This window comes from Halomicrococcus pelagicus (assembly GCF_050954125.1).
The window spans coordinates 39,666-53,122 of record NZ_JBPBWC010000003.1; the positions used below are offsets into that span (position 1 = coordinate 39,666).

General features: G+C 69.7%; 15 protein-coding genes and 1 tRNA gene. 5 read left to right on the plus strand and 11 right to left on the minus strand.

The features are described from left to right. Positions 1–92: 92 nt before the first annotated feature. Positions 93–737, plus strand: a complete 645-nt coding sequence (locus ACRYA2_RS07760; RefSeq protein WP_433626145.1) for an HAD family hydrolase — start codon at positions 93–95, stop codon at positions 735–737. Here ACRYA2_RS07760 and ACRYA2_RS07765 read toward each other — a convergent pair. Beyond that, positions 724–3,066: a DEAD/DEAH box helicase gene (locus tag ACRYA2_RS07765; protein ID WP_433626147.1), complete on the minus strand. Its 2,343-nt coding sequence runs from the start codon at positions 3,064–3,066 to the stop codon at positions 724–726. The two genes, ACRYA2_RS07760 and ACRYA2_RS07765, sit on opposite strands and share 14 nt — an antisense overlap. A gap of 183 nt (positions 3,067–3,249) precedes the next feature. Between ACRYA2_RS07765 and ilvA the strand changes: the two genes are divergently transcribed. From ilvA to ACRYA2_RS07785, 4 genes are all read left to right on the plus strand, one after another. Further along, a complete protein-coding gene (gene ilvA, locus ACRYA2_RS07770) occupies positions 3,250–4,461 on the plus strand; it encodes a threonine ammonia-lyase (protein ID WP_433626149.1) in 1,212 nt (403 codons plus the stop codon). 59 nt (positions 4,462–4,520) lie between these two features. After that, a complete protein-coding gene (locus ACRYA2_RS07775; protein ID WP_433626151.1) occupies positions 4,521–4,901 on the plus strand; it encodes a Rid family detoxifying hydrolase in 381 nt (126 codons plus the stop codon). Between the two features lie 7 nt (positions 4,902–4,908). Further along, positions 4,909–5,097, plus strand: coding sequence for a DUF7981 family protein (locus ACRYA2_RS07780; protein WP_433626153.1), 189 nt, complete (start codon positions 4,909–4,911; stop codon positions 5,095–5,097). Positions 5,098–5,138: 41 nt separating this feature from the next. Continuing rightward, positions 5,139–5,220 (plus strand) — tRNA-Ser (locus tag ACRYA2_RS07785). A gap of 56 nt (positions 5,221–5,276) precedes the next feature. On the opposite strand, the gene ACRYA2_RS07790 is transcribed toward ACRYA2_RS07785, so the two are convergent. The 10 genes from ACRYA2_RS07790 to lysW form a co-directional block, all read right to left on the minus strand. Beyond that, on the minus strand, positions 5,277–5,438 hold the full coding sequence (locus ACRYA2_RS07790) for a hypothetical protein (RefSeq protein WP_433626155.1): 162 nt from the start codon (positions 5,436–5,438) through the stop codon (positions 5,277–5,279). A gap of 42 nt (positions 5,439–5,480) precedes the next feature. Continuing rightward, positions 5,481–6,464: a prolipoprotein diacylglyceryl transferase gene (locus ACRYA2_RS07795; RefSeq protein ID WP_433626157.1), complete on the minus strand. Its 984-nt coding sequence runs from the start codon at positions 6,462–6,464 to the stop codon at positions 5,481–5,483. Continuing rightward, positions 6,434–6,970: an AAA family ATPase gene (locus ACRYA2_RS07800; RefSeq protein ID WP_433626159.1), complete on the minus strand. Its 537-nt coding sequence runs from the start codon at positions 6,968–6,970 to the stop codon at positions 6,434–6,436. Before ACRYA2_RS07800 ends, ACRYA2_RS07795 begins: the two co-directional genes overlap by 31 nt. 82 nt (positions 6,971–7,052) lie before the next feature. Continuing rightward, a complete protein-coding gene (gene argF, locus ACRYA2_RS07805) occupies positions 7,053–8,063 on the minus strand; it encodes an ornithine carbamoyltransferase (RefSeq protein ID WP_433626161.1) in 1,011 nt (336 codons plus the stop codon). After that, a complete protein-coding gene (locus ACRYA2_RS07810) occupies positions 8,060–9,139 on the minus strand; it encodes a [LysW]-lysine hydrolase (protein WP_433626163.1) in 1,080 nt (359 codons plus the stop codon). The genes argF and ACRYA2_RS07810 overlap by 4 nt, the downstream gene beginning before the upstream one ends. Further along, the gene (locus ACRYA2_RS07815) at positions 9,136–10,269 is read right to left on the minus strand and encodes an aspartate aminotransferase family protein (protein ID WP_433626166.1); all 1,134 of its coding nucleotides are present in this window, start codon (positions 10,267–10,269) and stop codon (positions 9,136–9,138) included. Before ACRYA2_RS07815 ends, ACRYA2_RS07810 begins: the two co-directional genes overlap by 4 nt. Beyond that, positions 10,266–11,285, minus strand: a complete 1,020-nt coding sequence (locus ACRYA2_RS07820) for an acetylglutamate/acetylaminoadipate kinase (protein ID WP_433626169.1) — start codon at positions 11,283–11,285, stop codon at positions 10,266–10,268. Before ACRYA2_RS07820 ends, ACRYA2_RS07815 begins: the two co-directional genes overlap by 4 nt. Continuing rightward, on the minus strand, positions 11,282–12,358 hold the full coding sequence (argC, locus tag ACRYA2_RS07825; RefSeq protein ID WP_433626172.1) for an N-acetyl-gamma-glutamyl-phosphate reductase: 1,077 nt from the start codon (positions 12,356–12,358) through the stop codon (positions 11,282–11,284). The genes ACRYA2_RS07820 and argC overlap by 4 nt, the downstream gene beginning before the upstream one ends. Beyond that, on the minus strand, positions 12,358–13,218 hold the full coding sequence (gene lysX / locus ACRYA2_RS07830) for a lysine biosynthesis protein LysX (protein ID WP_433626175.1): 861 nt from the start codon (positions 13,216–13,218) through the stop codon (positions 12,358–12,360). The genes argC and lysX overlap by 1 nt, the downstream gene beginning before the upstream one ends. Position 13,219: 1 nt before the next feature. Then, positions 13,220–13,384 (minus strand): lysine biosynthesis protein LysW, encoded by a 165-nt coding sequence (lysW, locus tag ACRYA2_RS07835; protein WP_113274696.1) that lies wholly within the window; start codon positions 13,382–13,384, stop codon positions 13,220–13,222. Positions 13,385–13,457: the final 73 nt, after the last annotated feature.

Genomic DNA, 13,457 nt, shown 5'->3' on the forward strand with positions numbered 1-13,457 from the left:
TCGGTCGGCGTTCACCGTCGACGGGCGACGGTGGCGAGCGACGGGCGTCCGACAGCGACAGTCCTACGATGCCGGGCCGCGTTGGAACGACCGTGCCTACGTTCGATGCAGTACTGTTCGACATGGACGGAGTCATCGTCGACTCGGAAGATTACTGGGTCGACATCGAAGAGCAGACGATTTTCCCCCAGGTCCTCGAAACCACGGTGTCCGCCGACGAGATAACCGGGATGAACTACCGGGAGATCTACGACTATCTCGACGAGCATTACGAGACGACCGTCGAGAAGTCGGAGTTCGTCGACATCTACGACGAGGCCGCCGAGGACGTGTACGGCGAACACGCCGCGCTGATGGACGGCTTCCAGGACATCGTCGCGGACCTGCGCGCCGACGGGGTCGACGTCGCGCTCGTCTCGTCCGCGCCCCACGCCTGGATCGACGTGGTGCTCGAGCGATTCGACCTCGACTTCGACGCGGTCGTCAGCGCCGAAGACGTGGACGCGCCGGGGAAACCCGGGCCGGCCATCTACGAACACGCCGCCGAGCGGCTGGGCCACCGGCCGTCGGCGTGCGTCGCGGTCGAGGACTCCGAGAACGGCGTCGAGGCGGCGGTCCGGGCCGGTGCGGACTGCGTCGGCTATCGGAACGGTGCGAAGAAACTCGACCTCTCGGCGGCCGACGCGGTGGTCTCGACCCCCGAGGCGCTGCGCGAGCAGTTGTTCACTCGACCCTGACCGTCCGCGAGTCGGTGACCGGCACGAGCGGCAAGTCGGGGAACGCGACGCGGACGACGAACTCCATCTCCTCGGCGCTACCGCCGAACACGCCGACCGGGACCGATTCAGGGCCGTCGAGGTACGTCGTCCGGTCGGTCATCTCGACGCCGTTGACGGTCACGTCGATGGCGGCCTGCGCGCCGCCGCCCCGGTTGCGGACGGTCACTTCCCGCATCGCGTTCTCGCCGCGCGCGATGTCGTCGGGGAACGCTCCCCACTCGATTTCGACCGCGGGCAGTTCTCGCACGCTTTCGACGACCCGCTCGGCGACGCCCTCGGAGAGCCCCGCCCGGACGAGGCCGTCCACGCCCGCTTCGCGCACGTCGGCCGGCGTCTCCAGGCCCTCGGCGGCGAGTTTGCTCGCCCGGCCCGAGCCGACCCCGTCGACGGCGGTCAGCCCGACGGCGGTCGACGAGACGCCGTTCTCGACGCGCGCCTCGACGCGGCGGGTGCGGTTGGCGGCCACGGGGCGGTCGAACCGCTCGAAGAAGGCCCGCAACGCGGAGAGGAGGCGGACGGCGTTCTGGCGGATGACCCACGCGTCGCTCCGGAGGTCGGCGGGGGTCGACCCGGTCATGCTCGACCGGAGGATGGCGAGCACCTTCCGACCGCCGGCCTCCAGGTCGCCCGAGTCCTGCCCGACCAGCACGGAGTCGACGGCCTCGCGCTCCGACTGGCGCGCGCTGACGCTGTCGAACTCGCCGGCCCCGGCGACTGTCGCCAGGATGGCGTCGTCGTCGACCGTGGGCAGGTTGGCGAGGTCGGCGAAGCGCTCGGCGGTGTCGAGGCGGAGGTAGAACTTCGAGGCGAGCATGCCGAGCGGAGTGGCGGCGACGCCGAGGTCGTCGCCCGTCTCGACGAAGCCGCGGTCGACGAGGCGTTCGAGCGTGGCCCGGACGCGGTCGCGCAGGTTCTCGAAGTCGTACTGCTCGGGGTCGTTTTTCGCGCGGACGTAGTAGAACGTCGTCCGGAGCCAGTCCATCACGTCGTCGAGGTCGGCGATGGTTCCCATCGCTATCTCGGCGTTGAGGTGGGCGTCCAAATCCTCCGCGAGTCGGGACTCTATCTCCTTGCCCTCGCGCAGCAGTTTCCGGTACTTGTCGGCCTCGGCGTGGTCGCAGACGACCCAGCCGTAGCCGACGTCGTCGTATCCGGGTCGGCCCGCGCGTCCGAGCATCTGGAGCACGTCGAGCGGACTCATGTCCACCTCGCCCTCCAGGGGGTCGTGGAGCTTCGTATCCCGGAGGACGACGCAGCGCGCGGGGAGGTTGACGCCCCACGCCAGCGTCGAGGTGGAAAAGAGGAGCTGTATCTTCCCCTCTCGGAACCACTCCTCGACGAGGTCCTTGTCGTTCTTCGAGAGGCCGGCGTGGTGGAACGCGACGCCGTCGAGGACGGACTTCCGGAGCGTCTCGTTCTCCAGTTCCTGGGTCTTGGTGTGGAAGTCGTAGTCGCCGCGCGCGCCGACCGAGAGGTCGCGTTCCGCTATCTCGTCGCGGGCCTTCTTGGCGGCCTGCACGGTGTCCTGCCGCGAGGAGACGAACACGAGTGCCTGGCCGCCCTCCTCGATGTGGGGCTCCGCGAGGTCGAGCGCGCGGTACAGCCGGCGGTACTTGTCGGCGAAGGAGTTGTCCCCGTGGGTGTAGGTCTTCACGTCCGCGTGGAGGTCGACGGGACGGTACTCGTCGCCGAACTCGAAGGTGGTCTCGGGCGGCGCGTCCAGCCACTCGGCGACGTCGTCGACGTTCGGCATCGTCGCCGAGAGCGCGACGATGCGGGGGTCACAGAGCCGCCGGAGGCGCGAGACGGTCACTTCGAGGACGCTCCCGCGCTTCTCCGAGTCGAGCAGGTGGACCTCGTCGATGACGCAGACGTCGACGTCGGTGATGAACGAGTAGCGCCGCGAGTCGTGCTTCCGGGTCGCCGAGTCGGCCTTCTCGGGCGTCATCACGAGGATGTCCGCACGCTCCGCTCGCCGGGGATTGAGGTCGCGCTCGCCCGTGACAACGTAGACGGAGTGGCCGAGGTCCTCGAACCGCTCCCACTCACTCTCCTTCTCGTTGGTGAGCGCGCGCATCGGCGCGACGAAGAGCGCGGTGCCGCCGTCCCGGAGCGCCTTGCAGATGGCCAGTTCCGCGAGCGCGGTCTTCCCGCTGGCGGTCGGCGCGCTGGCGACGACGTTGTCGTCGCTGTCGAGCAGGGCCGGCAGCATCTCCCGTTGCATGTCGTTGAACTCCTCGAACGGGAACGCCTCCGCGAACTCGGGGACCACCTCGGAGACCTGCATCGTTACGAAGGCAGGACGGGGGGTAGAAAGGCGTTTCTTTACCGGTCGGGCGAGCGCCATCGCTGGTCCGAGACGCAGGCGCCTCCGGTGATTCACTCGGACGCGAGTTTCCGAACTGGCGGAAAGCCGTCGTGACGACCGATTTCCCAAACGATAAAGAGACGCGAGACCCACCGACGGACCATGATAGAACTCGGGGACGTACTGGAGGCCCGAGAGCGAGTCGCCGAGACCTCTCGGCACACGCCGCTCGACTACTCGCACACGTTTTCGGACATGACGGGTGCGGCGGTCCACCCGAAACTGGAGACGTTCCAGCGCACGGGCTCGTTCAAGATTCGCGGCGCGACCAACCGCATCAAGACCCTCTCCGAGGCGGAGAAGGAGGCGGGCGTCGTCACCGCCAGCGCGGGCAACCACGCCCAGGGCGTCGCGCTCGCGGCGACGCGCAGCGGCGTCGACTCGAAGATAGTCATGCCGGAGAACGCGCCCATCTCGAAGATAAAGGCGACCAGGGACTACGGCGCGGAGGTCGTCCTCTACGGCGAGGACTACAACGAGGCCCAGGAGCGCGCCCACGAACTCGAAGACGAGGAGGGGCGCACCTACGTCCACGCGTTCGACGACGAGAAGGTGATGGCGGGCCAGGGCACCATCGGTCTGGAGATAGTGGACGACCTGCCGGACGTCGACACCGTGGTCGTCCCCATCGGCGGCGGCGGACTCATCAGCGGCGTCGCCACGGCGGTGAAGGGCCAGATTCCCGACGCGCGCGTCGTCGGCGTTCAGGCCGAGGGCGCCTCTAGCGTCGCCCAGTCGCTCCAGAAGGGCGAACGCCACCGACTCGACAGCGTCGACACCGTCGCGGACGGCATCGCCACGCGGAGCGCCGGCGAGAAGCCGTTCGAGGTCATCCGTGAACGCGTCGACGAGGTCGTCACCGTCTCTGACTCCGAGATCGCGGTCGCGCTGACCTACCTCCTCGAACGCAGCAAGACGCTCGTCGAGGGGGCCGGTGCGGTGGCACTCGCCGCGACGCTGGGAGAGAAGTTCGACTACGCCGCCGACGAGGTCATCGCCCCCGTCCTCTCCGGCGGCAACATCGACATGAACACCCTCACGACGGTCATCATGCGCGGACTCGTCGAGACGGGCAGGTACGTGAAACTCCGAACCGTGCTGAAAGACCGCCCGGGGTCGCTCCGCGAACTGCTGGACGTGGTGGCCGACGCGCGGGCGAATATCTACGCCATCCAGCACGACCGCACCTCCCGGGACATCGGGATGAACGCGACCGAGGTGGAACTCGACCTCGAAACGCGCGGTCCGGAGCACGTCGACGATCTGCTGGCGTCGTTGCGCGACAGCGGGTTCGACGTCGAAGTGCTCGTTTAGACAACGGCTTTCGCTCTGTTTTGACGTAGGTTTAAGTCCTGGCGAGCGAACTGTCTGTCATGAAGCGAGTTATCAGCACGCAGGACGCGCCGGAAGCGGTCGGAGCGTACAGCCAGGCGACGACCAACGGCGACATCGTGTTCACGGCCGGACAGATACCGATGACCCCCGACGGCGACCTGCTGGACGACGAGGAGATCGCCGTTCAGACCCGCCAGAGCCTGGAGAACGTGAAGGGTATCCTCGAGGAGGAGGGGCTGACGATGCAGGACGTGCTGAAGGTCACCGTCTTCATGGACGACATCGAGGACTTCGACGCGATGAACGAGTCCTACCAGGAGTACTTCCAGGACAACCCGCCGGCCCGGAGCGCGGTCGAGGTGGCGAACCTCCCGAAGGGCGTTGGAATCGAGATAGAGGCCATCGCCGCCGCCGAGTGACCTCGCCGTGGACCCCCGCATCAAGCACAGTCTGCTGTGGGGCGTCATCGGTATGCTCGCCTTCCTCGTGCTCCTGCAAGGGTACGAACTGTTCAGCGGCTACCGGTACGACGTCGCCGTGAAGGTCGGCGTGGCGCTCCTCGTCGCCGTCGGGGCGTCGACGCTCACCTACGTCGCCGACGGCGTCCTGTCGTAAAGGGAAGCCTTTAAACGCGACTCTCGGTTACCAACTGTTGGGCCGGGATGGCCGAATGGCAAAGCGCACGCCTGGAAAGCGTGTCCCCGTTAGGGGTTCTGGGTTCAAATCCCAGTCCCGGCGTCTTCTTGCGATTTCCGACCTCGAGCGCCGCGTCTCGTCGAGGTGACACCTTCGGACTACGCTAGCGACGTGCCGACGCCCGCCGGCAGTGACTCCGCGGCGAACTCGACGGCGAACGCGGCGAGCAACTCGCCGCCGACAAACAGTATCGCGCCCGCCCCGAGCGCGAGCAGGACGAACAGCAGTATCCACCAGAACGGAACTGATTCTTCGGCCATCTCCCGGAAACTACGTGTCGAAGAAACTACTTGTTTCCGGCGTCAGCGGAACAGCGACCCGATGCGGCCGAAGATGCCCGCTTCGTCCTCGTCCGCCTCGTCGTCCTCGTTCGCCATCGCGCCGAGTTCCGTCTGGCCAGGTTCGCCCTCCTCGAACGGGACGGCCCCCGGTTCGTCGTCCGCGTCGCTCGCCTGCCACGGCGCTTTCGCCGTATCGCCGGCCGATTCGGGCGCGTCCTCGGGGACCGCCGCGGTGCCGTTGGACGCGTCGCCGGACTCGGCCTCGTCCGCCACTGGACGGTCGCTCGCTTCCGTCTCGTCGGGCGTCGGTGCCGAGGAATCGGGCGCGACGTCTCCCACCTCCGTTTCGGTTGCGGCGTCGTCCGCCTCGTCGGTCACCCGGACGCGCTTCCCGCCCGTCGCGTCGGTCCGGTCGTCGAGCGGGTCTTCGGAGGCCGGGTCGTCGGTGCTGACCTCGTCGGAACCGGCGGCGTCGACCGCCGTAGAGCCGTCGTCGGGGGGCGTCGCTCCGGAGTCGTCCGGGTTGCCACTCGCGTCCTTCTCGTCCGCCGGCTCGGACGTAGTCTCGTCGGCGACGTCGCTCGCGTCCTCGTCCGGAGCGGTCGGCCCGGGGGCGTCGGCCGCCTCGACGATGCGCTCGTCGATGAGGTCGTGAACCGGGTCGGCGTCAAACGAGTCGGCGTCGCCCAGTTCCGCCTCCGCGTCGGCGAGCGCCGGCGCGGCGACGTCGCCCGGTTCGGGGTCGTCGTCCGCCGCGTCCCGGAACCCGTCCTCGTCCGTCTTTGCCTTCTGGTGGTCCGTCTCGTCCGACCCGGCCAGCACCCCGGCGAGGTCGCGGTACGCCGCCGCCGCGTCGCCGTTCGGCGCGAACGCGGCGAGCGGTCGTCCGGCGTCGATGCTCATCGGGACGGTCTCGTCCGTCGGGACGACCGCCAGGATGTCGGTCTCCAGCGTTCCCTCCACGTCGTCGGCGTTCAGGATGTCGTCGCCGCGCTGGGTGAGCACCGCGCCGCGGACCGTGCCGCCGACGTGCGCGCGGTGAGTTCGCCCGTCTTGGCCGTGTCGCGCACCGAGGCGACGTCCGGCGTCGTGACGAGCAGGACGGCGTCGGCCAGCGAGAGGGGAAGCATCGTGTCGTAGCTGATGCCGGCCCCGGTGTCGAGCAGGACGAAGTCGTACTCCTCGCGGAGTGCCGCGACGACCTCCGGGAGGTTCTCCGTCTCGGACTTGGCGAACGCCTGGATGTCGGTGCTGCTCGGAAGTACGTCGACGTCGCCGGGGGCCTCGTAGACGGCGGCGGCGACGTCCGCCTCGCCGGCCAGCACGTCGTGGAGCGTCGCCCCGTCCATCTCGAAGTCGAGGAACCCGGCGATGTTCGCCATCCCCAGGTCCGTGTCGACGACGACCACGTCGGCCCCCGCCTCGGCGAGCATCGCCCCGAGGTTTATCGCGGTGGTCGTCTTCCCCACACCGCCCTTCCCGCTCGCGACGGTGTACACGTGTCCGGTCATATCTGTTACTTCGAACCCAACGAAGACATGTATACAAAGTTAGCCCGTCGCGAGGCGGCGTCCGACGCGTCTCGGACCGGACCTACCGCGAGTACTCCACGCCGCCCAGATGCGCCAGCAGCGCCTTCTGGACGTGCAGGCGGTTCTCGGCCTGCCGCCAGGCGAGCGAGCGCTCGCTCTCCAGCACGTCGCCGGTGATTTCCTCGCCGCGGTGGGCGGGTAGGCAGTGCATCACCGCCGCGTCCGGGGCGCGTGCGAGCAGGTCGGCGTTCACCTGGAATCCCTCGAAGGCGGTCAGTTTCTCCTCGCGCTCGTCCTCGTCGCCCATGCTTATCCAGACGTCGGTGTAGACGGCGTCGGCACCCTCGACGGCGGACCCGGGTTCGTGGACGACCTCGGGCGCGGGACCGCGCGCCGCTGCGCGTTCGAGCACGTCCGCGGGGAGTTCGTAGCCCTGCGGCGTCGCCACCGTCACGTCGACGCCCATCGTCGCGGCGGCGACGACGAACGACGCGGCGACGTTGTTCCCGTCGCCGACCCAGGTGACAGACAGGTCAGAGAGCGAGCCGAACTGCTGACGGAGCGCAAGCAGGTCGGCCAGCGCCTGGCAGGGGTGAGCGGAGTCGGAGAGCGCGTTGACGACCGGGACGGTGGCGTGCTCGGCCATCGTCTCCAGGGTCCCGTGGTCGAACACGCGCGCCACGACGAACTCGCCGTAGCGCGACAGCACCCGTGCCGTGTCCGAGACGGGTTCGCCGCGGTCGAGCTGCGTGTCGTCCGGGCCGAGGAAGACGGCGTGACCGCCGAGGTGGGTCATCCCCGTCTCGAAGGAGACCCGGGTCCGGGTGCTGGGCTTCTCGAACAGCATCGTCGCCGTCGCGCCCGGCAGCACGGCGTGGGGCTCGCCGTCGGCTCGCGCCCGCTCGAACGCTCGCGCCGAATCGACGACAGCTCGCAGGTCGGCTTCGCCCAGGTCGTCGACGGTCAGGAAGTGTGCCGGGTCGGCGTCGACGTTCGGACTGCTGTTCGACGGCTGCTGTGTCGGGGTCGTCCCGTGGTCGTTCGGCGTCATTGGTTCGTGCTTCGGCGTCATTCGTGGCTCTCCAGGCGGTTCTCCGCGACCCGTCCGAGCACCGCGACGGCGCGGTCGAACTCCGCGAGGTCGAGGCGTTCGTCGGGCGCGTGGTCGAACGTCGAGTCGCCGGGGCCGTAGGTGGCGACCGGGCAGTCCCAGGCCGCGGCGTAGAGGTTCGCGTCGCTGGTCCCGGTCTTGCGGAGCAGACCGGGGTCGCCGCCCTCCGCGCGGACGGCGACCCGGAACGCTCGCGCGAGGTCGGTCCGGGGGCTGGACAGCGTCGGCGGGATTGGCTCGTCCCAGGAGACGCTGCCGGCGTCGAGTTCGCTCTCGGCCGTCTCGCGTATCTCCGCGGCGGTCGTCCCGGGCGGAATCCGGAACTGCACGTCGACGGTGGCCGCGGTCGCGAGGCCGTCGTCGTCGAGGCCGCCGTCGAACTCGACCGGTTTCACGGTCACCGACTCGAAGACGGGGTCGTCGGTGGCGAACTCGGCCTTCACGCGCGAGAGCCAGCTCGTCGCGTGCTCGACGGCGTTCGGGTCGGGGCGCGAGGAGTGGACGGAGTCGACGGCGACCGAGTAGGTGCCGGCGAGGAAGCCGCGGTAGCCCAGCGTCAGGTCGTCCCAGCCGCTGGGTTCGCCGTTGACGACCGCGGCGGGTTCCGCGCGCTCGTCGACGAGGTGGCGCGCGCCCCGGGAGTCGGTCTCCTCGCCGACGACGCCGACGAAGCTCGCGCCCGTCTCGACGGCCGCGACCGCCATCGCGGCCAGCGGTCCCTTGGCGTCGACGCTGCCGCGTCCCCAGAGGACCTCGCCCTCGTCGGTCTCCTCGACCTCCACCGGAATCTCGCCCGGCACGGTGTCGATGTGGGAGGTCAGCAGGACGCCGTCGTCGCCGGGTGCGCGGACGTTGCCGACCTCGTCCAGCCGCGTCTCGCGGTCGTGGCGCTCGAAGAACGCGGCGAGGCGCTCGGCGCACTCGCGCTCGTCGCCCGTCACGGACGGCGTCTCGACGAGGTCGACGAGCAGGTCGCGGGCCGCCGCCTCGGACACCTCGTGCGTGACGACGCCGGCCGCCCCGTCGCTCGCGCTCATCCGTCACCTCCGAGCGCGTCGGCGAGCGCGTCCACCACGCGGTCGACGTGCGAGCGCTCGACGGTCAGCGGCGGGAGCAACCGGAGGACGGTCCGGCCCGCGGGGAGCGCGAGCACGCCGTGGTCGAGCGCGAGTTCCTTCAGGAGGCGGTTCGCGCCGCGTTTCACCTCGACGCCGACCAGCAGGCCCTCGCCCCGGACGTCGCGCACCGGCAGGTCCGCGGCGTGCAACTCCTCGCGAAGGTACGCGCCCGTCTCGGCGGCGCGGGCGGGGAGGTCCTCCTCGACGATGACCGACAGCGTCGCCTCGGCGGCGGCGCTGACGACCGGGCCGCCGGAGAACGTCGACCCGTGCGAGCCAGCGTCCTCCGCTATCCAGTCGGCGCACAGCGTCGCGCCCATCGGCAGGCCGCTGGCCAGCCCCTTCGCGGTCGTCAGCACGTCCGGGACGACGCCCGCGGACTCGCAGGCCCACAGCGTCCCCGTCCGGCCGAGGCCGGTCTGTATCTCGTCGAAGACGAGGGCGGCCCCCGCCTCGTCGGTCAGTTCGCGGGCCGCCTGCAGGTATCCCTCCGGCGCGGGGTTGACGCCGCCCTCGCCCTGGACCGGTTCGAGGACGACCGCGGCCGTCTCGTCGTCCACGGCGTCGGCGAGGTCGTCCTCGTCGCCGTAGTCGACGAACTCCACGTCGGCGAGGAGCGGTTCGAACGGCTCGCGGTGCTTCGACTTCCAGGTGGCCGACAGCGCGCCCATCGTGCGGCCGTGGAACCCCTGCTTCGCGGCGACTATCTTGGAGTTCCCGGTGGCGCTCCGGGCGAACTTCAGCGCCGCCTCGTTGGCCTCCGTCCCGGAGTTGCAGAGCCAGACGTTCCCGACGTCGCCCGGTGCTATCGCGGCGAGCCGCTCGTAGAGGGCGTCGCGCGCGCCGTTGCCGTAGGACGCCTGGACGTACAGCAGCTCGGCGGCCTGTTCCTGCACCGCCTCGACCACCTCGGGGTGGCAGTGGCCGACCGGCGTGACGGCGTAGCTCGCGCCGAAGTCGAGGTACTCCGTGCTGGCGTCGTCGTAGAGGTACGGACCCTCGCCGCGCTCGATGCTGATGGGCTTCTCGGAGAAGACGAACCCGCTCACGCGTCCTCACCGAGCGCGGTCGGCTCGAAGTGGGTTCCGTGACCGTTGCGCGCCGCCGTCACCGGGTCGCGGTTGTTCGCGTCCGCGACGACGACCGACGCGGCGCCGCCCGACAGCGCCTCCGTCGCGGCCATCACCTTCTTCGTCATGAACCCTTCCGCGGCGTCCTCGACGGTCGCCATCTCGGCGGGCGTCGTCACCTCCTCGACGAGTGTCGACTCGTCGTCGGGGTCTTCGAGGACGCCGGGCACGTCGGTCAGCACGACGAGCTGGCCGCCGAGCGCGCCCGCGACGGCGGCCGCCGCGCGGTCCGCGTCGGCGTTGACCGGCGTCAGCGTGGCGTCGCCATCGCCGTTCTCCTCGGCGAGCATCGGCACCGTCACGACCGGCGTGTAGCCCGCGCCGAGCAGGAGTTCGAGCAGGTCCGCGTTCACGTCCTCTATCTTTCCGGAGTGGTCGCCGCGGCGAATCTTCTTCCGGCCGTCCTCGACGACCTTCACCGCGGACTTGCGCGGCCCCGTCAGGAGCGCGCCGTCCACGCCCGAGAGGCCGACAGCGCGGACGCCCTCCGTCTGGAGGCCCGCTACGAGGTCGGTGTTGACCTCTCCGGGCAGCACGCGCTCGAAGGCGGCCATCGTCGTCTCGTCGGTGAACCGGCCGACGACGCCGTCCGGCGTCTCGACGTACTCCGGTTCCTCGCCGAGCGCCTCCAGGTGGTCGTCCACCGCGGTCGAACCGCCGTGGACGACGACGACGTCCTCGCCCGTCGCGGTGAGGTGGGCCACGTCGGCCAGCGCGCCCGCCGGGTCCACGGCGCGCGCGCCGCCGACCTTCACGACGACGGGCGGGGTCTCGTCCGCGACCGTCCCGTCGTCGAACCGACCGTCCGACGAGGACTGCGAACCGCTCGTCCGCTGGCCGCCGTCCGTCCGCACGCGGTCCTCGCCGGCGTTGTTGTCGATGAGTTCCTCGTGGGCCGCGAGCAGTTGCTCGCGGGTGTAGCCGTCCCCGGTCATGGCGACCCCACCGGGTGAAGGCCCGAGAACTCCAGTCCGGCCGTCTCCTCGAACCCGAGCGCGACGTTCGCGGCGTGGACCGCCTGGCCGGCCGACCCCTTCATCAGGTTGTCGATGGCGCTGAACACGACGACGCGCTCGTTGCCGGGGTCGAGTTCGAAGCCGACCTCGGCGTGGTTCGTGCCGGCGACCGCCTTCGGTTCGGGGTAGCGGTAGACGCCGCTCCCGCCAGCGACGAGGCGGACGAACGGTTCGTCCTCGTAGGCGTCGCGGTACGCGGTCCAGAGGTCGCCCTTCGAGACGGGGTGGTCGGGGAAGACGTGGCTCGTCGCCGACGCCCCGCGCACCATGTCCACGGCGTGGGCCGTGAAGGAGACGCTCGTCCCGAGCATGGCCTCTATCTCGGCCTCGTGACGGTGGCCGGTCGGCGCGTACGGGCGGACGACGCCCGAGCGCTCGGCGTGGTTCGACGCCTTCCCGCCGCCGGCGCCGCCCTCCGAGGAGCCGACCTTCACGTCCACGACGACCTGCTCGTCCCCGTCGAGGACGTCCGCGTCGAACAGCGGCTTGAGCCCCAGCAGGGTCGCCGTCGCGTTGCAACCGCCCGCGGCGATCAGGTCCGCGCCGGGGAGTTCCTCGCGGGTGAACTCCGGCAGGGCGTACACCGCCTCGTCGAGGTACTCCGGGCAGACGTGGCCGTCGTACCACTCGTCGTACTCGGCCTCGGTGTCGAGGCGGAAGTCCGCGCTGAGGTCGACGACGGTGTCGGCGGCGTCCTCGAACGCGTCTATCTGCTGCATCGAGACGCCGTGGGGCGTCGCGGCGAACAGCGCGTCGACCGAATCGAGGTCGCCAGGGTCGGAGAAGCGCAGGTCGGCCCCCCGGAGGTTCGGGTGGACCGACCCCACCGTCTTGTTCGCGTACTCGCGGCTGGTAGCCTGTTCGACCTCGAAGTTCGGATGGCCGACGAGCAGGCGAAGCAGTTCTCCGCCCGTGAAGCCGCTCGCGCCGACGATGCTCGCCGTGAGCGTCTCCGCGCTCTCGTCTCCCCGCCGGTCGGTCGCGGTCGCCATCAGACGACCACCTCCTGGGGGACCTTCGTCTCCAGCCAGTCCACGACCGCGGCGGGCACGTCCACGTCCACCGCGTCGTTCAGCGCCTTGAACTCGACCGTGTGGTTGATTTCGTGGACGGTGTACCCTTCTTCCAGTTCCATCAGGTCGACGCCGAGCAGGCCGCCGCCGACCACGTCGCTGGCCGTCTCGACCAGCGCCTCGGCCTCGTCGTCGAGTTCGAACGACGCCGTCTCCGCGCCCTTCGCGGCGTTCGTCAGCCAGTGGTCGGAACTGCGGGCCATCGCGGCGACGGGTTCGCCGTCCGCGGCCAGTACGCGCAGGTCGCGTCCGGGCTTCTCGACGAACTCCTGGACGTAGAACACCTTGTGCTCGTAGTGGCCCAGCGTCGCCTTGTGCTCCAGGATGGCCTCGGCGGCGCTGCGCGACTCTACCTTCGCCACGAGGCGACCCCAGGACCCGACGACGGGCTTGAGCACGCAGGGGTAGCCGAAGGACTCGATGGCCTCCAGCGCGGCCTCCTCGGTGAACGCCACCTTCGTCTCGGGCGTGGGGACGCCCGCGCCGGCGAGCGCGATGCTCGTCTTGGCCTTGTCCGCGCACGTCTCGGCCGTGTCGGGCGCGTTGACGACGGGAATCCCGTACGCCTCGCAGAACCGCGTGGCGTAGAGGCTCCGACTCGTCGCCAGACAGCGGTCGAGCACGAGGTCGACGTCCTCGAACGCCTCGGGGGCCTCGTCGAGCCCGAACGTCTGGTCGCGTACGTCTATCTTCGTCACTTCGTGCCCGCGGTCGCGCAGTTCGGCGAGCAGGAGCTTCTCGTCTTTCCGAATCCGGGAGTAGAGCAGTCCAACGTGCAACTTACTCCCCCCAGTCCTCTTGGAGCTCCGGGGCTCGGTCGAGGACTGGCGGGTTCACGTCGACGACTTCCAGTTCGACACCGCAGGTGGGGCAGTCGATAATCTCTCCGGCTTCGGGATCGTCGTGCAGGGTTACGTCCGCCCCGCACTCGACGCATTCTGTCATCGTACTCTCCCCTACCGCCCTATCGGACTTAAATCCATCGTTATTAATTATGAATAAAAAGGCCGGACTACCG